Raw genomic sequence first — 22,689 nt, forward strand, 5'->3', positions numbered from 1 at the left:
TTAAGTTGCTTATTAAAAATAAAGAATAAAGATGCAAAGGGAGGGGCGATAATGAAGGGATTATATCTAGCCATTGATATTGGCGCTTCAAGTGGCCGACATATTTTAGGTCACATAGATAATGGTAAATTAATTTTAGAAGAAATTTACCGATTTAAAAATGCAATGACTAATAAAAACGGACATAAAATCTGGGATATAGATTATCTTTTTGAACAGATAAAAATCGGTCTTAAGATGTGTAATGTCTTAGGCAAGATACCAGAATACATCTCCATTGATACTTGGGCGGTGGATTATTGCTTGCTTGATGAAAAGGATGAATTAATCGGAGATGTTTACGCATACAGAGATAATAGAACTAAGGATATTGATCTTGAGGTTGAAAAAATAATAGATAGTGAAAGCTTATATAGAAGGACAGGCATTCAAAAGCAGCCTTTTAACACCATTTATCAGCTTATGGCTTTAAAGTTACAGGAAGAAGAAAGTCTAAAAAAAGCAAAAACATTTTTAATGTTACCAGACTACTTCCAGTTTAAATTAACTGGCGTTAAGGCAAATGAGTACACAAACGCAAGCTCTACAGGCCTTGTAGATCCTGACACAAAGAACTGGGATTACGGACTTATAAAGGCTCTTGGATTACCTGAAGAAATTTTCTTACATTTAAGAAAGTCGGGAGTAATTCTTTCTGATTTTACTAAGGAAATGGCAGAAGAGATTGGTTTTAGAGCAAAGGTTTGTATGTGTGCAAGCCACGACACAGCCTCTGCAATTCTAGCACTTCCAAGTTTAAAGTCTGACGTACTCTATATTAGCTCTGGTACATGGTCTTTATTTGGCTGCGAGAATCTAAGTCCTTATTTAACAGATGCAGCAAGAAAATGTAACTTCACAAACGAGGGTGGCTTTAACTATCGCTTCAGATTCTTAAAAAACATTATGGGACTTTGGATGATTCAGGAGTTAAGAAGAGAGTTTGGGGAAGAGTATACATTTTCAAAGATATGCGAATTAGCTAGAGAAAATATTAAGTTCCCATCAGTAGTTGATGTTAACTCTAATGAGTTTCTAGCACCAGAATCTATGTCAGAAGCTATAAAAGATTTTTGTAAAAATACGAAGCAACAAGTTCCAGAAAGTCTTGGCGAATTTGCAGCAGTGGTATATAAATCTCTAGCAAAAAGCTATGCTAGGGCAAAACTTGAAATAGAAGAATTACTAGGAAAAGATTATAAGGAACTTTTTATTATTGGCGGTGGTTCTAATGCTGATTTACTAAATGAATTGACAGCTAAAGAAACCGGACTAGTTACCTTTGCAGGACCTGTGGAAGCTACAGCTATTGGTAACATTTTAGCAAGTATGATAGCTACAGGAGAGGTTCTTAGTTTACTAGAGGCAAGAGAATTAGTTCGAAAATCTTTTGAAATAAAGAGATATGATATGAAGAAAGACTGTATGAAAAATATCAATTTAATAAATGTTCCTGTTATGAAAATTAGGACGGTAAGTTAGCTAAAAAGTGTATTAAAAACATTTCGGAGGGATTATGGACGTAGTAAAAAGATATGAAGAGGCCAGAAAAATTTACAAAAGCCTTGATATAGATACAGAGGCCGCACTTGATAAATTAAAGAATGTGGCTATTTCAATTCACTGCTGGCAGGGAGATGACGTTGTAGGCTTTGATTCTAAGGAAGCCTTATCTGGTGGCATTCAAACAACAGGAAATTACATGGGTCGCGCAAGAAACCCAAAGGAATTAATGGAGGATATTACTAAGGTTATTTCTTTAGTTCCTGGGGCTAAAAAGCTAAATCTTCATGCAAGTTATGCAATTATTGATGAGGGAGAAATGATTAATGGTAAGAAAGTGGATAGAGATAGCATTTTACCAAAGCACTTTAAACCATGGGTAGATTTCGCTAAGGAGCATAATTTAGGACTTGATTTTAATCCTACATTTTTCTCACATCCAATGGTTAAGGATGGACTTACTTTATCTTCACCGGATGAAGAGGTAAGAAAGTTTTGGGTAGAGCATGGTAAAAGATGTATTGAAATTTCAGAATATTTTGCAAAAGAAACTGGCAAGCCTTGTCTTATGAATATCTGGATTCCTGATGGATATAAGGATATTCCTGCAGATAGACTAGGTCCTAGAGCTAGATTTAAAAAGTCCTTAGATGAAATTTTATCTATTTCTTATGATAAATCCAAGGTTTTTATTTGCCTTGAATCTAAGGTTTTTGGAATTGGTGTTGAGTCTTACACAGTGGGTTCTGCAGAATTTTGCATGAACTATGTAGCTAATAAAGGCATCACCCCTCTTATGGATAACGGTCACTATCACCCAACGGAGCTTGTGTCTGACAAGATTAGCTCAATGCTTCTCTTTAATGAGCGTTTAGCCCTCCATATTACTAGACCTGTTCGTTGGGACAGTGACCATGTGGTTTTGTTTGATGATGAAACTAAGGAAATTTGCAAGGAGATCGTAAGAGCTAATGCACTTGATAGAGTTTTTATAGCAACAGATTATTTCGATGCTTCTATTAATCGTATTTCTGCTTGGACTACAGGTCTTAGAAATCTTGAAAAAGCCCTACTTTATGCCTTACTTGAACCAAAGTCCTTAAAAGAATTACAGAATAATTTTGACTTTACAAAGCTTATGGTTATGCATGAGAAGCTAAAGGAAATGCCATTTGGTGATGTATGGCAGGAATATTTAAGACGTGAAGGCGTGGTGGATGACTACCATAGTGAAGTGGTTCGCTACGAGAAGGAAGTGCTCTCTAAACGAGTTGATTCCTTTGAAAATGTATCGCCAAAATCAAATGAAAATAAGAGTGGCATGGTGGCAGCAGATGAGAGCTTTGTATCTCCATTGGAGATAGAATAAATAGATAGAATAAATTAAGAAAAGATTGTTATTTGGGAGGAGAAAATGGATATTTTAGATGCTAAATTTGTAAAGGAAATGTGCGACACAACAGCCAATATGTATAGACTTGGCTGGGATGAAAGAAATGGAGGAAATATCAGCTATCTTCTTGATGAGGAAGAGGTTGCAAAATATCTAGATTTATCAAAAATTTCTAGAAATATTGATATGGGCTTTAAGGCAGATCCTTTAATTGGAAAGATTTTTATTGTTACAGGTACAGGTAAATATTTTAAAAATGTTGAGAAGGAACCTGAAAATAATCTTGGAATTATTAGGATTGGAAAGGATGGCCACACAGCAGAACTTCTTTGGGGTTTTGAGGATGGCTCGAAGTTTACAAGCGAGTTACCTGCTCATTTAATGAGTCATATGGCTAGGCTTTCAGTAGACCCAGAAAACCGTGTAATCATTCATTCTCATCCAACAAATACTTTGGCTATGAACTATATTCATGAGTTAGATGAGAAGAAATTTACTCATACTTTATGGGAAATGTGCACTGAGTGTATCGTGGTTTTCCCAGATGGCGTTGGAGTTCTTCCTTGGATGCTTTGTGGAACTAATGAAATTGGCGAAGCAACAGCTAAGAAAATGAAGGAGTTTAGACTTGTAGTTTGGGCACTTCATGGAATTTATGGTGCTGGCAAAAGTCTTGATGAAACCTTTGGACTTATTGAGACAGTTGAAAAGGCAGCTCAGATTTATATGTTAACAGAGGCTACAGGCAAGGAGAGAATTAACACTATAAAGGATGAGGATATGGTGAAGCTTGCTGAGTACTTTGGAGTGGATTATAGAAGAGATTTCCTTAATTTGCAGGAACAGTCTATTAAGAGGATATCGTAGGGGTGAGGTGGTGACTAACGGTCATTGCAGCCGGAAGTCCCGGTATAACCGAGAAGCTTAAGATAGCTGAAAGGCAGTAAATGAGCGGGTCGCAGGCGGAAGTCCCGGCATAACCGAGAAGCTAAATCCCTAGAGACTCAAAAAATTTCTTGTCATTATTTTCCATAATCCTTATATCCTTTTATTTATAATAAAGTTAAGATATGATATAATTTAACTAGAAATAAAGTTAGATATCTTCTTGGAGGGTGAAGAATCAAACTATAAATCGTGAAGAGGAGAACTGAATATGGCTAAGAAAAAGTGTGTAACAAAGACCTACGTACTAGACACCAATATCTTAATTCAACAGCCAAATTCCATTTATGGCTTTGATGACAATGATGTTGTTATTACATCTACCACATTGCAGGAGCTTGATAGCAAGAAGACAGCCCCTGGCGAAGTTGGTTATCATGCAAGAGAGGCGATTAGACTTATTGATGCACTAAAGCATGATGGTGACTATCTAGAGGGAATTCCACTTCCTCATGGCGGTAGATTTATTATTGATCCAGATGGAATTAACAAGGAAAATCTACCTCAAGGTTTTAGCATTGAAAAGCCCGATAATCGTATTATTAGTTCCGTAATTACTAGAGCAAAGATGACAGACGCTCCGGTTATTTTAATTACTAATGACGTTTCGATGCGTATTAATGCAATTTGTTGTGGAGTTGAGACGCAGGGTTATCACAACGAAGAAATTGATAACGAGGATGACATTTACACAGGCAGATGCGAGGCCTATATTGATGGAAAATCCTTTAATGAGTTAATAACTGGTGGAAGTGTAGGAGTCCTTGATGGATTTAAATTTTATGAAGACGATGACAGAGAAGTAAAAGTTGAGGAAAACGAGTTTTGTTTAGTAAGAAACGCAGATAAACCCACAGATACAGCCCTTGCGATTTGCAGAGGTGACGTGCTTTATAGAATCAAAGACAACATGCATCCTTTTGGTATAACTGGTAAAAATGTAGCGCAAAAATTTGCACTTTATGCCCTAATGGCGCCACCAGAAGAGATTCCATTAGTAATCCTTCGTGGACCTGCAGGTTGTGCAAAGACTTTTCTTTCCCTTGCTGCGGGACTTGATGAAAGCTACAGTCAAGGTGGAAGAGGAGATGTTAGATATCAAAAGGTTATGATTACAAGAAACAACGTCCTTTCAGATGCAGACATCGGTTATTTACCAGGAACTCTTGAGGAGAAAATGGGACCTCTTGTCGCACCATTTATCGATAACCTTGAGGTTTTACTTAAGGGTAATGAGAAAAATGAATCTATGGATATGATTCATACTCAGATTGATGATTTGCTTGAGGATGGAATTTTGGAAATTTGCTCAATGGCTTACATGAGAGGTCGTTCAATTACTGGTTCTTATTTAATTATTGATGAGGCTCAGAATGCCACAGTTGGCCAGATTTTGGAGATTATTTCAAGAGCTGGTATGGGAACAAAGGTAATTGTTGCCGGCGATCCTGACCAGATTGATAATCCAAAGCTTGATAAGATTAATAACGGTCTTGTATTTGCTGCTGAGAAGATGCGAGGCAGTAACCTATGTGCACAGTTAGTCTTTGACAGAAACGAATCTGTTCGAAGCCCACTTGCCATGGAAGCTGCTAAGAGACTTACTTTATAGTATTTTGAAAATGTGACACATTTTCATAAAAAGAAAAATATAAGCGTAGTCGAAAGCTAGGAAGAAAAATTCTTTTCTAACTTTTGGCTACGCTTTTTTTGAATAAATGTGACGTCGAAGAAACATATTAATCTCGGCCCCAATAAAGATAATGCAGAGACAAAAGTATGCCCAAACTAGTGCGATTACAAGGGTTGAAAGACCACCATACATTAAAGAAAAATTTGGTGAATTTTCTACCCATAAAGAGTAGAGGTAGGAGAAAAGTAACCAACCTGCAGCGGCAAAAATTCCTCCTGGAAGCTCTCGTAAAAAGTTTGTATTTTTCCTTGAGATAATGGTAAATACGGAGGTAAATAAAATACTTAAAAATATTGGTAAAAGCAGATTCTTACTAAAAAGAATGGTACCAAAAATGTCCGAAATAAAAGGAATGTGATTTAAATATTTTATTATGAACATAAAAATGTAATTACCAAAGACAAGGATACAAAGGCTTGCAGCAATGATGAATATAAAAATGATTGCTGAAATGCTTGAAATGATTCGCATAAAGAGCCAGTTTGGATAGTTTTCGATTTCATAAATTTGGTGGAGTCCCTTAATCATTGCAAAAAATCCTTTTCCGGCGGCCCAGATAAGCGCAATTGCTGTAACAACAGTAATGGATGCGGATGATTGATAGGCACTAGTTATAAAGCTAGCGGCTATGGGCTGTAGGGATGCAGGAATTATTGGAACGATGTATTCTATTAAGTCTTGGCTTGTGACTGGTAAGTAACGCATTAAACTTAAGAGCGCCATTAAGAAGGGTAGGATACTTAAAACAATGAAGTAGCAGGCACTTGCTGCGTATTCGGATACCCTGTCCTTGGTTAATTTGTTGGCACTGTCTATAAAAATATGATAGAATTTTTTGGACTCTAAATTTTTCTTGGCATTGTCGATTTTCTTTTTCATAAAAGTTACCTAACTTATCCCCGTTCATTAGATTTAAAGTCATTTCTCTAAATAATAAAAATTACTTATATATTAATTATACCTAATTTTCTTAATCTTGCAATAATAGTTTATTTTAGGTAAAATAATAGGGTTATGTAGGGCAATTTAGATATTGCTTTTATCTATAATGCTAACGAAATTTTAAAGGGAAGATAAAATATGAGTATAAGCGTAAAATTACAGGTGTTTGAGGGGCCACTTGATCTTCTGCTTCATTTGATTGATAAAAATAAGGTCAATATCTATGATATACCAATTTCCATGATTACAGAGCAGTATATGGAATATGTGGATGCGCTAAAGGACGAGGATTTAAACGTTGTTTCGGAGTTCCTTGTTATGGCTGCCACACTTCTTGATATTAAGGCGAAAATGCTTCTTCCTCGCGAGGTTAACGAAGAAGGCGAAGAGGAAGATCCAAGAGCTGAATTAGTTGAAAAGCTGCTTGAATATAAGCTTTTTAAGGCAATGGCTATGGAGCTTAAGGATAAGCAGATGGATGCTACAAAGTCTTATTATAGAAAGGAGAGTATTCCTCCTGAGGTAAGTAACTACACTCCACCAATCGATTTAAATGAGGTGGTGTCAGGCATTGATTTGACTAAGTTGAATGCAATTTTCCATGATGTACTTCGTCGTAAAGAGGAGAAGATTGATCCTGTTAGAAGTAAGTTTGGTAAGATTGAAAAAGAAGAGGTATCTATGAGCGAGAAGTTAGTAGATATCAAGGCTTTTATGAAGAATTATAAGGCCTTTAGCTTTAGAGAATTACTAGATGCTAATTCAAGTAAGGTTGCGGTTATTGTTACATTTTTAGTAATACTAGAACTTATAAAGACAGGTTTTGTAACCGTTAGACAGGACAACACCGCAGATGACATATTTATTACAGTAATTAATGATCCTGATTTAATCGAGGACATAGAGGAGGATTAATAAATGACCATAGAACAGACAGAAGCTGTTATTGAGGCAGTTTTATTCACAATGGGTGATTCAGTTTCTGCAGAACATATAAGTGTTGCTATTGAACATGATGTGGATACAACAATTAAGCTTATTCACAACATGATGGACAAGTACGAAGCCGAGGATAGAGGAATTCGCATTATTGAGCTTGATGGCAAATTCCAGCTTTGCACAAAGCATGAGTACTACGATAATTTGATTAGAGTTTGCTCACAGCCTCGTAAATATTCACTTACAGATGCAGCTCTTGAGACTTTATCAATCGTTGCTTACAAGCAGCCAATCACTAAGATTGAGATTGAGAAGATCAGAGGCGTAAACTCAGACCATAGCGTTAGTAAGCTTGTGGAACTTAATTTAATCAAGGAGGTTGGCCGTCTTGACGCTCCAGGTCGTCCAATGCTTTTTGGTACAACAGAGGATTTCTTAAGAAGCTTTGGAGTTTCTTCTATTGATGAACTTCCTACAATTTCTGAAGACATGGTTGAGCAATATAAGGAAGAGGCAGAACTTGAAATTGCCAAGGAAGATTTTGATAATAATCTTAATTCTGGCGAGGAACAATTGACACTTAATATTTAATTGAATACAATTTAAGCGTTAGAAATTTTTAGGAGTAAATGTTATGTTAGAGATTAAAGATCTTTCTTATCAGGTTGAAGATGAGAAGGAAAAGACTAAAGAAATTATTGACCACTTAGACCTAACAGTTGAGGATGGTAAATTTATCGTAATTACAGGACCTAACGGCGGCGGTAAGTCAACTCTTGCCAAGCTTATTATGGGTGTGAACACTCTTACATCAGGTAAGATTATTTTAGATGGTGAAGATATTTCAAATCTTAATATCACTGAGAGAGCAAAGAAGGGTATTAGTTTTGCCTTCCAGGCACCAGTACATTTTAAAGGAATCAGAGTTGTAGACTTACTTAGACTTGCTGCAGGCGAGAAGATTACTACAATTGAGGCATGTGAGTACCTTTCAAAGGTAGGCTTATGTGCTAAGGACTATGTTAATCGTGAGGTAAATGCATCTCTATCCGGTGGTGAATTAAAGCGTATTGAAATTGCTACAGTTCTTGCAAGAGGAACAAAGCTTTCAATCTTTGATGAGCCAGAAGCTGGTATTGATCTTTGGAGTTTCCAGAACCTTATAAAAGTTTTTGAAAATATGAGACAGGAAATCAAGGGTACAATTATTGTTATTTCCCATCAGGAACGTATCTTAAACATTGCCGATGAAATCGTTGTTATTGAAAATGGTAAGGTTAAGAAGAAGGGTTCAAAGGACGAGATTTTACCTGAATTACTTGGTACACCTGCTGCAGCTAGTATTGCATGTGAGAAATTAGGAGGTGATAAGTAATGGAGATTAATGCTATTCAGAAGAACATTTTACATGAAGTTGCTAATTTAGACAGCATTCCACAGGGGGCTTATAATATTAGAGCTAACGGTGAGAGCGCTGCTAGAAATACAACTGCTAATATTGATATTGTAACAAAGAAAGATAAGCCAGGTATTGATATTATTATTAAGCCAGGTACTAAGGGCGAAAGCGTACATATCCCAGTTGTTTTAACTGAGAGTGGCCTTAAGGAAATGGTTTACAATGATTTCTACATTGGTGAAGGCGCAGATGTAACTATTGTTGCAGGTTGCGGTATTTCAAACTGTGGTGATCAGGATTCTGAGCACGATGGTATCCATTCTTTACACGTTGAAAAGAATGCTAGAGTTAAGTATGTTGAAAAGCACTACGGTGAAGGCGATGGCAAGGGCTCACGTGTCCTTAATCCTGTTACGAATGTTTATCAGGAAGAGGGCAGCTACGTTGAGATGGAGATGGTACAGGTTAAGGGTGTTGACTCTACTGTTCGTACTAACTATGCTGAACTTAAGGCTGGTGCTACACTCCTTATTCATGAGGCTTTAATGACTCATGGTGAGCAGAAGGCAACATCAGATTATAAGGTTGTTTTAAATGGTGAAGGTTCATCTGCTGATGTAGTTTCTCGTTCTGTTGCAAAGGACGATTCTGAGCAGATTTTCGAAGTTTCAATTGAAGGTAATACAGCATGTAACGGTCATGCAGCTTGTGATGCAATTATTATGGGTAATGCTCACGTTGTTGCTATTCCAAAGCTTGATGCGAAAAATGTTGATGCTGCACTTATTCATGAAGCTGCCATTGGTAAGATTGCTGGTGATCAGTTAACAAAGCTTATGACTCTTGGTCTTACTGAAGAAGAGGCAGAAGAGCAGATTGTTGCTGGTTTCTTAAGATAGTAATTGGATATTGATTAGATAATAATTAGATAACAATCAATATGTGATTTGTATAAAAGAATTCTTGATATAATGAAATAAACTGTTTATTGAGAGCAATAGATTTTCTTAAATATAATAATGAAGAACAATAACATATCACATCGTAAAGGATTAGAGACTTACCCTTTGGGTTTCGTCTCTAATTTTTTTATAATATTTTGGTCAGCTTTTGCTGGCCTTTTTTTATTGCAATTATTTTTGTATAATAAGGACTAGAAAAAGAAGGGAGTATTTTATGGTTATTGCGGTTAGTGCTTGTCTATTAGGAAAGAATTGTAAATACAATGGTGGAAATAATAGAAACGAAAAAGTTTTAGAATATATAAAGGGACATGAGGTAATTCCTGTCTGTCCTGAAGTTTTTGGTGGACTTCCGACACCTAGAGATCCATCAGAAATTGTTAATGGTGTAGTTCGTCACAAGGATGGAATCTCAGTAGATAAGGAATTTAGAGAAGGATCGCATATAGCCCTTGAAAAGGTTTTAAGTTCTAGAGCAGAGCTTGTAATTTTACAGTCTAGAAGTCCTTCATGTGGACCAGATACTATATATGATGGTACATTTTCAAAAAGATTAATTCCTGGAGATGGTGTCTTTGTGCAGCTTCTAAAAGAACACAAGATAAAGTATATGGATGTGAAGGATTTATAAAAAATTACTTGCTATAATCATATGCTTTGATTAAACTTAGGTTAGTTATATATTGGTGCCCACAGCCACCGGGTTGCGGGAATAACATCATTTCTTTACCGTTAGGTCTTAGAAGGTGAGAAAGTAATTTTTAGGTAAGGAGTTTTGTTATGTTTAGAAAAATGAGAAGATTTAAACAGCAGTTAGAAAATGAAGAGTGTATCGAGATTTTAAAGAATACCAAAAGAGGTGTTTTATCTTTACTTGGGGATGACGGTTATCCTTATGGAATGCCTATTAATCATTTCTATTCTAGTGAGGATGGAAAGATATATTTTCATGGAGCTAAGGAAGGCCATAAGATTGATTCTATTAAGGCCTATGAGAAGGCTAGTTTTTGCGTCTATGATGAGGGCTATAGAAAAGAAGGCGATTGGGCCCTTAATATAAAGAGCGTTATTGTTTTTGGAAAAATCAGACTTGTGGAAGATGAGGAAACTGCTAGAAAGGTTTGTACTGAGATTGTAAAGAAATTTACAGATGACAATGAATATCTTGAAAAGGAAATGAAGGCTGCATTCTCAAGGGTACAGTGCTTAGAGCTAGTGCCTGAGCATATAACTGGTAAGCTTGTTAACGAATCGTAGTAAGCAGGCTTCAAGTAAGCTAGCTAGAATTGGTTACACTAATATAATTGAGTTTGGTGGCATCATTGATTGGACTTGAGAAATTTTTAAAATGAAAGTATAATCAAGTAAGTTTGAGTTAAACAACAATGAATATTTTGGAGGTGCAAAGTATGTTTTGCAGAAAATGTGGAAACCAATTGCCAGATACTGCCAAATTTTGTCCTAAATGTGGCACTCCGGTAAAAAGAGTAGATGAACAGCTGCTTGGAATGATAAATGTTTCACAAGGAGTTAACGAAACTCCTGATATGAATCAGTCAGCTTCAGTTAACGAAACTCCTGAAATTATTCAGCAGGCTTCAGTTAACGAAACTCCTGTTGATAATATGAACACAGAAGATATTGGCGGTTTAGCTGATAAGATTATGGAAATGACAGACACTAACATGAATTCTACAGGTGAGGGTGAGGCTGTAGAAACTAAAAATCAGGCACCGATGATGGATGCACCAGTAAATCAGATGCCAAATATGCAGGGCCAGCAGATGCAAAATCAGCAGATGTCATACCAGGGTCAGCAGATGCAAAATCAGCAGATGCCATACCAGCAGATGCCATATCAAGGCCAGCAGATGCCGTATCAGGCTAATCCAATGCAAAATATGGCAGTAGCTCCAGTTAAGAAAGCTAAAGCTGCAAAGGCTCCTAAGCCAGCTAAGACTCCAAAGCCAACTGGTGAGAAGAACTCTAATAATAAGATTATAATCACAGTTATGGGACTTGTAATTGTATGTCTCATAGTGGTTATTGCTTTACTTTTCTCAAAGGATTTCTTTAATAAAGATAAGTCAGATAGTGCTAATAGTCAGGTAACTACAGTTAGCGATGATAATAATACAAGTTCAAAGAGCAATAAGAACAAGGATAAAGAGACTGAAAGCAGCACAGAAGCTGAGACAGAATCTACTGATAATTCAGAATATGTTATTGCAGATAGTGACACACGTTTACTTACAAAGGAAGATCTTGTGGGACTTACTCAGGAAGAGCTTCGAATTGCAAGAAACGAGCTTTACGCAAGACATGGAAGAAAATTCAATGACGAAGCACTTCAGAGCTATTTTGACTCTAAATCATGGTATAAAGGCACAATTGAGCCAAACGATTTCACTGACGACATGTTAACTGAAACTGAGTTAAAGAACAAAGATACAATCGTGTCTTACGAGGAGGAAATGAACTACAGATGATAAAGAACTTAAAATTAGTATTTTTACCAGTGATTTTTGCATCAATTTTACTAGGTTGCGGGAATTCTACTAAGAATACTGCAAATGAGACTACTGAAACTACTGAGGCAGAGACAGAATCAGTTACTGAAAATGTAGTCGAAGAAACTACAACTGAAGAGGAAAGCACAACGAATGGCTACGTGGTAGTTATTGATGCTGGTCACCAAGCTAAAGGCGATTCTAGTTTAGAACCTGTAGGACCTGGTGCATCAGAAATGAAAGCCAAGGTTTCTAGTGGAACTCGTGGAGTTTCTACAGGACTTTATGAATATGAACTAAATTTAGCAGTTTCTTTAAAGCTTCAAGTTGAGTTAGAGAGTCGTGGCTATGAGGTCATTATGGTTAGAACTACTAATGATGTAAATATTAGTAATAGCGAGCGAGCAAAGGTTGCTAATGATGCAAATGCAGACGCATTTATTAGAATCCATGCTAACGGTTCGACTAATTCTAGTGCTAATGGGGCTATGACTATTTGCCAAACCTCTTCAAATCCATACAACGCAAGCCTTTATTCTAAGAGCAAGTCACTTTCAACAAATGTGTTAGAGAAAATAGTTGCTGCTACTGGATGTAGAAAAGAATACGTTTGGGAGACTGATACAATGAGTGGAATCAATTGGTGTCAAGTCCCTGTAACTATTGTTGAAATGGGTTATATGACAAATTCTAATGAGGACTATTTGATGTCCACAGATGCTTACCAGAACAAGATTGTAGATGGTATTGCAAATGGAATTGATGCTTATTTAGGATTGTAATACTTTAGTCTAGTTAGATTTAATTAATTATTTATTACCGGTAGGAAATTATCCTACCGGTAATTTTTTTTACAAAAAACTTAATTTTGTTTGAGTTTATTATCTTTATGTGTAACAATATAAAAGAACAATAAATTTATGAAAAAAGGAGATGTTATTATGAGTGGGGAAGTTCTTGGATTTACCATATGGATTATTGTTGGTTTTGGAATTATGTTGTTAGGAATAATAGATATATTTTCAAAAAAACCGGCAGGTTTCTGGGCTAATTCAAAGCCTTTTGAGGTTAAGGATGTAAAAGGCTATAATAGAGCCACAGGATTATTATTTATTGCCTATGGCTTGGTATTTAATTTACTGGGTTTACCAATTTTAATGGGACATAATAACCCCTATATTATTCTTTCAATGGTGGGAGTAATGTTTGAGACTATTGCAATTATGGTAATTTATAGTTTGGTTATTACAAAAAAGTATAAAAAATAGAGGGAGAAATTATGATGATTAATAAAATTTTATCTAATGATGTATTTTGGAAAGTTGTTTTGCTTTTGTTAAGCCTTTTTAATATATATATTACGAAATTTTTTAGCTGTTTTTTAAAGTCATATTTAAAAAATATATTAGACGAAGGTGAAAGTCTAGAATCATATAATACGTTAAGATATTTTACACTTTTATTTCTTAATGTTTTAATTTCATTATTATTTAAAAAAGATTATAATAAAGATATTATTATTTCTTGTATTGTTATAATGGTTATTGCTGTTATAATTAACATAATTATCAACATAATAAATTCTGAAACATGGTATAGAATAAGATCATCAGATGAATTTATTATTACTATTTTTTTATGCACATTTGGTATTTTTTCAACAATTATTCCTAAAATTACATTTAATCAAATTGATTTTAATAATGTTGAATTTAATCAAATGTTTTTTGATTATATAATTATAGTTATATTTATAAGTTATGTTGATTTTATCTTATATTATGGTTTATTTGTTTTAAAATCAATAGAAAACTCTGACATTAGAATTAAATATAAAGGTGATGAATTATGCATATATAAAAAACTAAATAATGGTTATTTATTATGTGGTAAGGAAAAACATATTAGAGATGCGAGTAATATAATTCGAATTAATATAAAAGATATTTTAGAAAATAATGAAGAATATAAAATTTACTATTTAAAAAACCATAAAATGGAGGATAAAAATAATACCCAACCATGTGGTATGAGTAAAGAAGATGAAATTGGAGAAGTTGCTTCAGATGAAGGAAGTGTTTAATGTAAAGATAAATGCTTTGCGTGGCTTCCCTTACCTTGCATTCATTTTCCAAAACTCTTATACTAGTTTGGTAAAATATTTTACTATTTACGCTTGCTTGTCTCATACTTATGAGTGCGTGTTCAACTAATGAGAATAAAACAAAGGAAGGGGAGGCAACTAGCCAAGGTCAGATCGAAATTGTAACTGAAACCTAGACTTGTTTCTTGGGATGATTCAGCATATGTATCTGCATGGGGTGGCGTTTATGAATATGATTTAGATAAGGAAGAGTTTATAGATGAAGGCTTGAATAGCTTTATGTTTACATTTAACGATAACGGCGTAGCTTACTTGCCTTGGTATCACAATCAGGGTTATGGAGATATGAATCCATACGATGCCTATAAGTATGATGAGAACACAGATAGTTACAAACTTGTCTTAACAGCCGATTCTTGGACAAGGATATAGAGCCTACTGATTATCCTGATAATGTGGATGTTGAAAATGCAGGCACTGTATATTTTGTTGGCTTAAACGGCAACAGTATCGACTACGAAAATCCAATTTCTAAGTCCGAATAAGAAAAAATATATAACCAGGTTTTTGAGAATTCAAATTCTGTAGACCTTGATTTTTACTATATTAGCATAGATGGTGTAAGTTCATATAAGTCTGAAAATTAATAATTTTCAAAAAAATATAATTTAGGGCTAAAGTTTTTACTAAAGCCTGTCGATATAGTTTCTAGATTAGTCTTACTAGGCTTTTCTAGAAACTTTTTTATTGGGTAAATGGATTTACCCTCGTTTACGGAAAGGAGTCCGTTATGAAGGTTGAAAGCAGTGTAATTTCTTTTGCCACAACACATGAAGAGAGCTATTACAGTTATAAAGAGTCTGTAAGTATGGATGTTGCGGCATCTAAAGGGGCAGTTATTGCCATTCTTGATTTATCAAAAGAATCTAAGGGCATGACCATGAAGGAAGCCATGCTAAGTTACCAAAAACAGGAGAAAGAAAACGAAAAGAAGCATAGAGAGGAAAATGAAGCAAGAAATCTTAATTCTCTTGCTAAACTCCTAAAGGCTAACAAAAACTCTAATCAATATCAGATTAGCGATGAGCTAGATATGAAGATTAAGATGATTAAGGAGATTTTAGCGACCCTTGCAGGAAAGAAGGTAAGTAAGGATTTTTTGCGTAATTATGAAAATGCAATGCCTTCAGGAAATTCTAAGAAAAACGTGGCGGCAGGACTTGCCACTAGTTCTAGCAATGCATTTTCATCCTCAACTTCAGTGACAGGACTAGTTATTAGCTCTTCTGAAAATAGAGGGGTTAGCAATGGTACAGCCAGACAGAAAATCACAGCAAGTACAGGTTTTGTTTCAGAACAGGAAAGCACTACATTTTCAAGCACAGGAAAAGTGGTGACGGCAGACGGTAGATCCATTGACTTTAACTTAGAACTTAGCATGTCTAGGGCTTTTATGGCAGAGACTAACATGCTAGAGGTTAAGGATTACATTAAGATGGATCCTCTTGTGATCAACTTAGATAGCAATATTACTAGCGTTTCTGACCAGAAGTTTTTCTTTGATTTGGATGCAGATGGGGATGAAGAGAGCATTTCCTTTGCAGGGGAAGGTTCGGGATTTTTAGCCTTGGATAAAAATAACGATGGCGTAATTAACGATGGTTCCGAGCTTTTTGGCACAAAGTCAGGGGATGGCTTTAAGGATTTAGACGTATACGATGAAGATGGCAATGGCTGGATTGATGAAAATGATTCCGTATTTAACAAGCTTAAGGTCTGGACAAAGGATAGTGAAGGAAGAGATTTGCTTATTGATTTAAAGAAGGCAGATGTGGGGGCAATTTATCTTGATAGCGCAAATAGTCAGTTTAGCTTAAAGGATGCAAGTAACAATCTAAATGCAGAAATTAAGAAGACTGGTGTCTATTTAAAGGAAAGTACTGGGGCTGTGGGTACAATAAGTCATGTAGATCTTGTTTTGTAAATTTTCTTATTAGTTTAGAAAATCTTAATTGGACAATAGATGTGTTTTGTCTTACATTAGTTAGTAGATACTAATTAATATATACTAAAGCTGACTTTACAAGTTAAAAATTCAATAGTAAACTTGTATACGTTATGATTTTTAGTGATTATAACTTTCAATTTAAGCAAGAATGCTTGATTGAATTTTTTTCAAAACACATTTAGATCCTTTTTGGGATTGGAACTAGGAGGAAATTGATTATGGAAAGAGCTAATGCTTGGAAGACATACGATGCTGCTACTAAGAAAGCTGTTTTTGATTTTGCAGAAGATTACAGACAGTTCATTAGCAAGGCTAAGGTAGAAAGAGAGTGCGTAACAGAATCTGTTAAGCTCGCTAAGGCAGCTGGTTATGAAGATTTAAATGAAGTTATTAAGGCTGGCAAGACTTTAAAGGCTGGCGATAAGGTTTATGCAGTTAATATGAAGAAGGCTATCGTGTTATTTAACATCGGTGAAGAGCCAATTGAGAATGGTATGAACATTTTAGGTGCTCATATTGATTCACCAAGACTTGATATTAAGCAGAACCCATTATATGAAGATACAGAACTTGTTTTACTTGATACTCACTACTATGGCGGTGTTAAGAAGTATCAGTGGGTTGCAACACCTCTTGCACTTCACGGTGTAGTTGCATTAAAGGACGGTTCAGTAATTGATGTTACTGTTGGTGAAGATCCATCTGACCCAGTTCTTGGTGTATCTGACTTACTTATCCATTTAGCTGCTGAGCAGATGGAAAAGAAGGGTAGTAAGGTCGTTGAAGGTGAACAGCTTGATGTTTTAGTTGGTAGCATGCCAGCTGAAGGCGAAGAAGACGAGAAGGAATTAGTTAAGAAGAATATCTTAAATATCCTTAAGGAAAAGTACAACATTGAAGAAGAGGACTTCTTATCAGCTGAACTTACAATGGTTCCAGCAGGTCCTGCTAGAGATTACGGTTTAGATAGATCAATGATTATGGGTTACGGTCATGATGATAAGTCTTGTTCTTACCCATCACTCATCGCTTTATTTAACTCACAGAACTTAAAGAAGACTGGTGTTTGTATCCTTGTTGATAAGGAAGAAATCGGATCTGTAGGTGCTACAGGTATGCAGTCTAAGTTCTTTGAAAATATGGTTGCTGAACTTATGGATAGATGCGGAGATTATTCAGATCTTAAACTTAGAAGAGCACTTGCTAACTCATTTATGTTAAGCTCTGATGTTTCAGCTGCCTTTGATCCAAACTATGCTTCTGTATTTGAGAAGAAGAACTCAGCTTTCTTTGGACGTGGTGTTGTATTTAATAAGTACACAGGCGCTCGTGGTAAGTCAGGTTCTAACGATGCTTCAGCAGAGTACGTTGCTAAGATTAGAAAGATTTGCGATGATAACAAGGTTAACTTCCAGACAGCTGAACTTGGTAAGGTAGATGCAGGTGGCGGCGGAACAATCGCTTACATCTTAGCTAACCTCGATATGAACGTAATCGATAGTGGTATTGCAGTTCTTAATATGCATGCTCCACACGAGATTATTTCAAAGGCTGACCTTTGGGAAGCTCTTAAGTGTTATGAAGCCTTCTTAAAGGATGCTTAAAATCACTTGATATATACTTATCTTTAGGTTAAAATTAGATAGCTTAAAATAATACAAGCCCTGATACTATTTACTTTAAATAGATTTTATTGGGGCTTGTAGTTTTTATGTAATAAAAAGAAATGGAGAAATAAGGATGAAGTGGAATAAATATTCAATAAAAACTACAACTGAAGCGGTGGATTTAATCAGTGCTTCTTTATCAGAACTTGGAATTGAAGGAATTGAAATCTGTGACAATGTTCAGTTAACTAAGGAAGAGGCTAAATCTATGTTTGTTGATTTTATTCCAGATTTGCCAGAAGACGATGGAAGCGCAGTTGTTAACTTCTATCTTGACTCAGAGGATGATGACCATACAATCTTAGATAAAGTTAAGGATGAAATCGAGAGCCTACGTATCTTTTGTAATGTAGGTGAAGGTACAATCACTGAATCAGAGACAGAGGATAAGGATTGGATTAACAACTGGAAGCAGTACTGGCATACCTTTAACATCGGCGACCTCTACATTAAGCCAACTTGGGAAGAGGTAACTGAAGAGATGAAGGGACATCCTATTCTTTCAATAGATCCAGGAACTGCCTTTGGTACAGGTTCCCACGAAACAACTCGTCTTGTAATTAGACAGCTTCAAAAGTATGTTAAGTCAGGGGACGAAGTTTTAGATGTAGGCTGTGGTAGCGGTATCTTATCAGTAGTTGCTCTTAAGTATGGCGCAGGTCATGCCTTTGGAACAGATCTTGATCCTAATGCTATTATTGCAAGTCATGAAAATGCAGACCAGAATGACATTTCTCACAGCCAGTTAGAGGTCATTGAAGGTAATATTATTGATGACAAGGCAATTAAGGATGCTTGCGGTTACGAGAAGTACGATATCGTCTGCGCTAACATTTTAGCAGATGTACTTGAACCTCTCTCAACATGCATTCACGAGCATATGAAAGTTGGCGCTTACTTCATTACATCAGGTATCATCGATAGCAAGGAAGAAGAGGTTGTTACTGCATTTAAGAAGAATCCTCACCTTGAAATCGTTGAAGTTAACCATGATGGTGAATGGGTAAATGTTACAGCAAGAAGAGCAAACTAAAGGTTGGTGTAGACTATGTATCATTTTTTTGCAGAACATGAGAACACATTTGAAGAGGAAGGCTATATTGATATAGTTGGCGGAGATGTTAATCATATTAAAAATGTACTGCGACTAAAGACGGGCGACGAGGTTTTAGTTAGTACAGGAGATAATCTTGATTATTCTTGCCTTATTGATAGCCTATCAGATGAGCTTGTAAGGGTAACAATTAAGGAGAAACGTGAGAAGACTAATGAACTTCCAATTGAGGTTTATCTCTTTCAGGGTTTACCTAAGCAAGATAAGATGGAACTTATTATTCAAAAATGTGTCGAACTCGGTATGACTGGCTTTTACCCTGTATCTATGAAAAGATGCATCGTTAAGCTTGACAAAAAGAAGGCAGACAATAAAATAAAACGATGGAATGAGATTTCTTTAAGTGCTGCTAAGCAGAGTAAAAGAAGCATTATTCCTAAGGTGGAATCACCAATGTCTTTTACAGAGGCACTAAAAGAAGCTGGAAAGCTTGATAAGTTAATACTTCCTTACGAATGTGCTGATGGAATGGCACATACTAAGGATGTGGTTAATTCTATAAAGCCTGGTGATAAGGTGGGCATTTTTATAGGTCCTGAAGGCGGCTTTGATAGAGATGAGCTTGATAGGGCTATTGAGGCAGGTTGTGAGATTGTTACTCTTGGTAAGAGAATTCTTAGAACTGAAACTGCAGGCCTTATGCTTATGAGCGTGCTTATGTATAATTTTGAAGAATAAAGACATTTTTTAAGAAATATTTAATCGCGATATTAGATAGTTACGAGATTTGGAGTGTGAAAAATGGAAGCGTATTTAGATAATTCAGCAACTACACGTACAGCAGATCCTGTTGTGCAGATTATGATTGAGGCCATGCAGGTTAACTACGGTAACCCATCAGCTAAGCATATAAAGGGTGTGGAGGCTGAAAGCTACGTTAAGGAAGCAGCAAGCATCATTGCTAAGAGCCTTAAAGTATTAGATAAAGAGATTCTTTTCACATCAGGTGGAACAGAATCTAACAATACAGCAATTATAGGAACTGCCATGGCTAATAAGCGTAAGGGCAATCACTTAATTGTAAGCTCAGTTGAGCATGCCTCGGTTAAGGAGCCTTTCAATTTTCTTGAAAGAGAGGGCTTTAGAGTAACTTACCTCCCTGTAAACTCAGAGGGTATTGTGGATTTAGAGGCTTTAAAGGAAGCTCTTGATGAGGAAACAATTTTAGTTAGCTGTATGCACGTTAACAATGAAATTGGTGCCATTGAGCCAATTGAAGAAATCGGACGTATCGTTAAGGAATATAATCCAGATATTATTTATCATGTGGATGCTATTCAGTCTTACGGTAAGTTTAGAATATACCCAAAGAAGCTTGGCATCGACCTTTTATCAGTAAGTGGTCACAAGATTCATGGCCCTAAGGGTTCAGGATTTTTGTATATAAAGGACAAGACTCGCATCAAGCCTATTATTTACGGAGGCGGACAGCAAAAGGGTATGCGTTCTGGTACTGAAAATGTTCCAGCAATCGCAGGTCTTGGAAAGGCTGTTGAACTTATCTATAATAGTGATTTTGATAAGAAAATAGAACATCTCTACGAAGTTAAGGATCATTTAATTGATGGTCTTGAAAAAATGGAAGATGTGCAGATTAACAGTAAGAGAGACGGAGAGTCAGCTCCTCAGATAGTTTCAGCTAGTTTTAAGGATGTTAGAGCAGAAGTTTTACTTCATGCCCTTGAAGAAAAGAATATCTTCGTATCTTCAGGTTCAGCTTGTTCTTCAAACAAGCCAGGTCTTAGCAACACTTTAGTGGCTATTGGCCTTGCTAATAACCTATTAGATTCAACAATAAGATTTAGCTTTAACTATGAAACAAGCATTGAAGAAATTGATTATGCACTTGAGGTTTTAAATACATTGGTGCCTCAGTTACGTAGATTTGTTAGAAAATAATTGTTGCAACTGCTTTAGCAGTTTAGTACTAAGAAGAAAGGAAACAATATGTACAAGGCTTTTTTAATTAAGTATGGTGAAATTGGCGTTAAGGGTAAGAACCGTTACCTTTTCGAAGACGCTTTAGTTAGACAGATCAAGCACGCTCTTAAAAATGTAGAGGGTGAATTTGATGTTATTAAGAGACAAGGTAGAATCTATGCTAAGGTTTTATCTGATTCTTATGATTATGATGAGACTATTGAGGCACTTTCAAGAGTATTTGGTATTCATGGAATCTGCCCTGTAGTTCAGATTGAAGATAATGGCTTTGAAGATTTAGCAGCTCACGTAGTTGACTATATTGGCAAGGCTTATGAAGATAAGAACTTTACTTTTAAGGTAGAGTCACGTCGTGCAAGAAAGAACTATCCAAAAACTTCAATGGAAATCAACATGGATTTAGGTGAGGCTATTCTTACAGCCTTCCCTGAAACAAAGGTTGATGTACATAATCCAGAAGTTTTAGTTCAGGTTGAAATTAGAGAAATCATTAACATTTACTCAATTGAAATCCCTGGTCCTGGCGGAATGCCAATCGGAACTGCAGGTAAGGCAATGGTTCTTTTATCAGGCGGTATTGATAGCCCAGTTGCAGCTTACATGGTTGCAAAGCGTGGTGTTGAAATCGAAGCAACATATTTCCATGCACCTCCATATACTTCAGAACGTGCAAAGCAGAAGGTTGTTGACCTTGCTAAGATCGTTTCTAAGTATGCAGGTCCTATCACACTTAACGTAGTAGATTTCACTGAGATTCAATTAGCTATTTATGAAAAATGTCCACATGACGAATTAACAATCATTATGAGACGTTTAATGATGAAAATTTCAGAAGACTTAGCAAAGCAGAGCGGTTGTAACGGCTTAGTAACAGGTGAGTCAATCGGACAGGTTGCATCTCAGACAATGGCCAGCCTTACATGTACTAACGAAGTTTGTACACTTCCAGTATTTAGACCAGTTATCGCTTTTGATAAGCAGGATATCATTGATATCTCAGAAAAGATTGGAACATACGAGACATCAATCTTACCTTACGAAGATTGCTGTACAATCTTTGTTGCTAAACATCCAGTAACAAAGCCAAACTTAAGTGTAATTAAGAGACACGAACACAATTTAGATGAAGTTATAGACGAAATGTATGAAAGAGCAATGAGCACAGTCGAAAAAATTGTATGCGAATAAAGTAAAAAAAGCCCCAGCCTTTACGGGCCGGGGCTTAGTTAATAATATTATTCAACGATATATGGCTTTAATACAGAAAGAATTGTATCAATGTCGTTCTCTGCGTGGATATTAAGGTCGATTGGCTTTGAAAGGTCAAGAGAGAAAATACCCATGATTGACTTAGCGTCAATTACGTATCTACCAGAAACTAAATCAAAGTCAACATCGAACTTAGTGATATCATTAACGAAAGACTTAACTTTATCAATAGAGTTTAATGAAATCTGAACAGTCTTCATTTTGTCTACCTCCTACATTATTTTATATAATCATTCTAGCTACTAAAAATCTTACTGTCAA

At 35.9% G+C, this 22,689-nt stretch carries 23 protein-coding genes; 21 read left to right on the plus strand and 2 right to left on the minus strand.

Translation table 11 applies throughout. The features are described from left to right. Positions 1-51 precede the first annotated feature (51 nt). The 4 genes from G600_RS13650 (at position 52) to G600_RS0103155 (ending at position 5,492) form a co-directional block, all read left to right on the plus strand. Positions 52-1,521 (plus strand): rhamnulokinase, encoded by a 1,470-nt coding sequence (locus G600_RS13650; protein ID WP_081669397.1) that lies wholly within the window; start codon positions 52-54, stop codon positions 1,519-1,521. Positions 1,522-1,555: 34 nt separating this feature from the next. Then, positions 1,556-2,911, plus strand: coding sequence for an L-rhamnose isomerase (locus G600_RS13655; RefSeq protein WP_081669398.1), 1,356 nt, complete (start codon positions 1,556-1,558; stop codon positions 2,909-2,911). A 45-nt stretch (positions 2,912-2,956) separates the two neighbouring features. Then, positions 2,957-3,802, plus strand: coding sequence for a rhamnulose-1-phosphate aldolase (gene rhaD, locus G600_RS0103150; protein ID WP_034245394.1), 846 nt, complete (start codon positions 2,957-2,959; stop codon positions 3,800-3,802). A gap of 289 nt (positions 3,803-4,091) precedes the next feature. Then, positions 4,092-5,492: a PhoH family protein gene (locus G600_RS0103155; RefSeq protein WP_034245397.1), complete on the plus strand. Its 1,401-nt coding sequence runs from the start codon at positions 4,092-4,094 to the stop codon at positions 5,490-5,492. Between the two features lie 87 nt (positions 5,493-5,579). On the opposite strand, the gene G600_RS0103160 is transcribed toward G600_RS0103155, so the two are convergent. After that, on the minus strand, positions 5,580-6,452 hold the full coding sequence (locus tag G600_RS0103160; RefSeq protein WP_027430631.1) for a YihY/virulence factor BrkB family protein: 873 nt from the start codon (positions 6,450-6,452) through the stop codon (positions 5,580-5,582). 201 nt (positions 6,453-6,653) lie between these two features. Here G600_RS0103160 and G600_RS0103165 point away from each other — a divergent pair, with 201 nt between their 5' ends. From G600_RS0103165 to thiI, 17 genes are all read left to right on the plus strand, one after another. Then, entirely contained in the window at positions 6,654-7,430 is a 777-nt protein-coding gene (locus G600_RS0103165; RefSeq protein ID WP_027430632.1) for a segregation and condensation protein A, read from the plus strand. Between the two features lie 3 nt (positions 7,431-7,433). After that, entirely contained in the window at positions 7,434-8,045 is a 612-nt protein-coding gene (gene scpB / locus G600_RS0103170; protein ID WP_027430633.1) for an SMC-Scp complex subunit ScpB, read from the plus strand. A gap of 43 nt (positions 8,046-8,088) precedes the next feature. Then, a complete protein-coding gene (locus G600_RS0103175) occupies positions 8,089-8,829 on the plus strand; it encodes an ABC transporter ATP-binding protein (protein ID WP_027430634.1) in 741 nt (246 codons plus the stop codon). Further along, positions 8,829-9,752 (plus strand): SufB/SufD family protein, encoded by a 924-nt coding sequence (locus tag G600_RS0103180; protein ID WP_027430635.1) that lies wholly within the window; start codon positions 8,829-8,831, stop codon positions 9,750-9,752. The genes G600_RS0103175 and G600_RS0103180 overlap by 1 nt, the downstream gene beginning before the upstream one ends. Positions 9,753-10,029: 277 nt before the next feature. Next, a complete protein-coding gene (locus G600_RS0103185) occupies positions 10,030-10,446 on the plus strand; it encodes a DUF523 domain-containing protein (protein ID WP_027430636.1) in 417 nt (138 codons plus the stop codon). 149 nt (positions 10,447-10,595) lie between these two features. Continuing rightward, the gene (locus G600_RS0103190) at positions 10,596-11,072 is read left to right on the plus strand and encodes a pyridoxamine 5'-phosphate oxidase family protein (protein WP_027430637.1); all 477 of its coding nucleotides are present in this window, start codon (positions 10,596-10,598) and stop codon (positions 11,070-11,072) included. Positions 11,073-11,224: 152 nt separating this feature from the next. Continuing rightward, the gene (locus G600_RS0103195) at positions 11,225-12,304 is read left to right on the plus strand and encodes a YARHG domain-containing protein (RefSeq protein WP_027430638.1); all 1,080 of its coding nucleotides are present in this window, start codon (positions 11,225-11,227) and stop codon (positions 12,302-12,304) included. Further along, positions 12,301-13,107 (plus strand): N-acetylmuramoyl-L-alanine amidase, encoded by an 807-nt coding sequence (locus G600_RS13660; RefSeq protein WP_034245402.1) that lies wholly within the window; start codon positions 12,301-12,303, stop codon positions 13,105-13,107. Before G600_RS0103195 ends, G600_RS13660 begins: the two co-directional genes overlap by 4 nt. 159 nt (positions 13,108-13,266) lie before the next feature. Then, positions 13,267-13,593: a hypothetical protein gene (locus tag G600_RS0103205; RefSeq protein WP_027430639.1), complete on the plus strand. Its 327-nt coding sequence runs from the start codon at positions 13,267-13,269 to the stop codon at positions 13,591-13,593. 11 nt (positions 13,594-13,604) lie between these two features. Continuing rightward, positions 13,605-14,408 carry a hypothetical protein gene (locus tag G600_RS0103210; protein ID WP_155885930.1) on the plus strand — a complete coding sequence of 268 codons (804 nt, stop codon included), beginning with the start codon at positions 13,605-13,607 and terminating at the stop codon, positions 14,406-14,408. A 300-nt stretch (positions 14,409-14,708) separates the two neighbouring features. Further along, the gene (locus tag G600_RS15640; RefSeq protein WP_155885931.1) at positions 14,709-14,861 is read left to right on the plus strand and encodes a hypothetical protein; all 153 of its coding nucleotides are present in this window, start codon (positions 14,709-14,711) and stop codon (positions 14,859-14,861) included. Positions 14,862-15,219: 358 nt separating this feature from the next. Continuing rightward, a complete protein-coding gene (locus G600_RS14925; protein WP_051195340.1) occupies positions 15,220-16,413 on the plus strand; it encodes a hypothetical protein in 1,194 nt (397 codons plus the stop codon). Positions 16,414-16,655: 242 nt separating this feature from the next. Beyond that, positions 16,656-18,041: an aminopeptidase gene (locus G600_RS0103225; protein WP_027430641.1), complete on the plus strand. Its 1,386-nt coding sequence runs from the start codon at positions 16,656-16,658 to the stop codon at positions 18,039-18,041. 136 nt (positions 18,042-18,177) lie between these two features. After that, positions 18,178-19,137, plus strand: coding sequence for a 50S ribosomal protein L11 methyltransferase (gene prmA, locus G600_RS0103230; protein WP_027430642.1), 960 nt, complete (start codon positions 18,178-18,180; stop codon positions 19,135-19,137). 15 nt (positions 19,138-19,152) lie between these two features. Further along, positions 19,153-19,896: a 16S rRNA (uracil(1498)-N(3))-methyltransferase gene (locus G600_RS0103235; protein ID WP_027430643.1), complete on the plus strand. Its 744-nt coding sequence runs from the start codon at positions 19,153-19,155 to the stop codon at positions 19,894-19,896. A gap of 63 nt (positions 19,897-19,959) precedes the next feature. After that, positions 19,960-21,117, plus strand: coding sequence for a cysteine desulfurase family protein (locus G600_RS0103240; protein ID WP_027430644.1), 1,158 nt, complete (start codon positions 19,960-19,962; stop codon positions 21,115-21,117). Between the two features lie 48 nt (positions 21,118-21,165). Further along, on the plus strand, positions 21,166-22,347 hold the full coding sequence (thiI, locus tag G600_RS0103245) for a tRNA uracil 4-sulfurtransferase ThiI (RefSeq protein ID WP_027430645.1): 1,182 nt from the start codon (positions 21,166-21,168) through the stop codon (positions 22,345-22,347). Positions 22,348-22,394: 47 nt separating this feature from the next. Here the strand turns inward: thiI and G600_RS0103250 are convergent, their stop codons facing one another. Continuing rightward, positions 22,395-22,628: an HPr family phosphocarrier protein gene (locus tag G600_RS0103250; protein ID WP_027430646.1), complete on the minus strand. Its 234-nt coding sequence runs from the start codon at positions 22,626-22,628 to the stop codon at positions 22,395-22,397. Positions 22,629-22,689 lie beyond the last annotated feature (61 nt).

Origin of the sequence: Lachnospira multipara ATCC 19207 (assembly GCF_000424105.1) — a bacterium.
GTDB classification, from domain to species: domain Bacteria; phylum Bacillota; class Clostridia; order Lachnospirales; family Lachnospiraceae; genus Lachnospira; species Lachnospira multipara.

What these genes read in the sequence shown, in the direction of transcription:
- G600_RS13655 (WP_081669398.1), top strand. Translation starts at nt 1,556, where the DNA reads ATGGACGTAGTAAAAAGATATGAAGAGGCCAGAAAAATTTACAAAAGC.
- G600_RS0103225 (WP_027430641.1), top strand. Translation starts at nt 16,656, where the DNA reads ATGGAAAGAGCTAATGCTTGGAAGACATACGATGCTGCTACTAAGAAA.
- G600_RS0103160 (WP_027430631.1), bottom strand. Translation starts at nt 6,452, where the DNA reads ATGAAAAAGAAAATCGACAATGCCAAGAAAAATTTAGAGTCCAAAAAA.
- scpB (WP_027430633.1), top strand. Translation starts at nt 7,434, where the DNA reads ATGACCATAGAACAGACAGAAGCTGTTATTGAGGCAGTTTTATTCACA.
- G600_RS0103210 (WP_155885930.1), top strand. Translation starts at nt 13,605, where the DNA reads ATGATGATTAATAAAATTTTATCTAATGATGTATTTTGGAAAGTTGTT.
- G600_RS0103185 (WP_027430636.1), top strand. Translation starts at nt 10,030, where the DNA reads ATGGTTATTGCGGTTAGTGCTTGTCTATTAGGAAAGAATTGTAAATAC.
- G600_RS0103195 (WP_027430638.1), top strand. Translation starts at nt 11,225, where the DNA reads ATGTTTTGCAGAAAATGTGGAAACCAATTGCCAGATACTGCCAAATTT.
- G600_RS13660 (WP_034245402.1), top strand. Translation starts at nt 12,301, where the DNA reads ATGATAAAGAACTTAAAATTAGTATTTTTACCAGTGATTTTTGCATCA.
- G600_RS0103180 (WP_027430635.1), top strand. Translation starts at nt 8,829, where the DNA reads ATGGAGATTAATGCTATTCAGAAGAACATTTTACATGAAGTTGCTAAT.
- G600_RS0103175 (WP_027430634.1), top strand. Translation starts at nt 8,089, where the DNA reads ATGTTAGAGATTAAAGATCTTTCTTATCAGGTTGAAGATGAGAAGGAA.
- G600_RS0103155 (WP_034245397.1), top strand. Translation starts at nt 4,092, where the DNA reads ATGGCTAAGAAAAAGTGTGTAACAAAGACCTACGTACTAGACACCAAT.
- prmA (WP_027430642.1), top strand. Translation starts at nt 18,178, where the DNA reads ATGAAGTGGAATAAATATTCAATAAAAACTACAACTGAAGCGGTGGAT.
- G600_RS0103240 (WP_027430644.1), top strand. Translation starts at nt 19,960, where the DNA reads ATGGAAGCGTATTTAGATAATTCAGCAACTACACGTACAGCAGATCCT.
- G600_RS0103250 (WP_027430646.1), bottom strand. Translation starts at nt 22,628, where the DNA reads ATGAAGACTGTTCAGATTTCATTAAACTCTATTGATAAAGTTAAGTCT.
- G600_RS0103190 (WP_027430637.1), top strand. Translation starts at nt 10,596, where the DNA reads ATGTTTAGAAAAATGAGAAGATTTAAACAGCAGTTAGAAAATGAAGAG.
- G600_RS0103235 (WP_027430643.1), top strand. Translation starts at nt 19,153, where the DNA reads ATGTATCATTTTTTTGCAGAACATGAGAACACATTTGAAGAGGAAGGC.
- G600_RS14925 (WP_051195340.1), top strand. Translation starts at nt 15,220, where the DNA reads ATGAAGGTTGAAAGCAGTGTAATTTCTTTTGCCACAACACATGAAGAG.
- G600_RS15640 (WP_155885931.1), top strand. Translation starts at nt 14,709, where the DNA reads ATGTTTACATTTAACGATAACGGCGTAGCTTACTTGCCTTGGTATCAC.
- G600_RS0103165 (WP_027430632.1), top strand. Translation starts at nt 6,654, where the DNA reads ATGAGTATAAGCGTAAAATTACAGGTGTTTGAGGGGCCACTTGATCTT.
- G600_RS13650 (WP_081669397.1), top strand. Translation starts at nt 52, where the DNA reads ATGAAGGGATTATATCTAGCCATTGATATTGGCGCTTCAAGTGGCCGA.
- G600_RS0103205 (WP_027430639.1), top strand. Translation starts at nt 13,267, where the DNA reads ATGAGTGGGGAAGTTCTTGGATTTACCATATGGATTATTGTTGGTTTT.
- rhaD (WP_034245394.1), top strand. Translation starts at nt 2,957, where the DNA reads ATGGATATTTTAGATGCTAAATTTGTAAAGGAAATGTGCGACACAACA.
- thiI (WP_027430645.1), top strand. Translation starts at nt 21,166, where the DNA reads ATGTACAAGGCTTTTTTAATTAAGTATGGTGAAATTGGCGTTAAGGGT.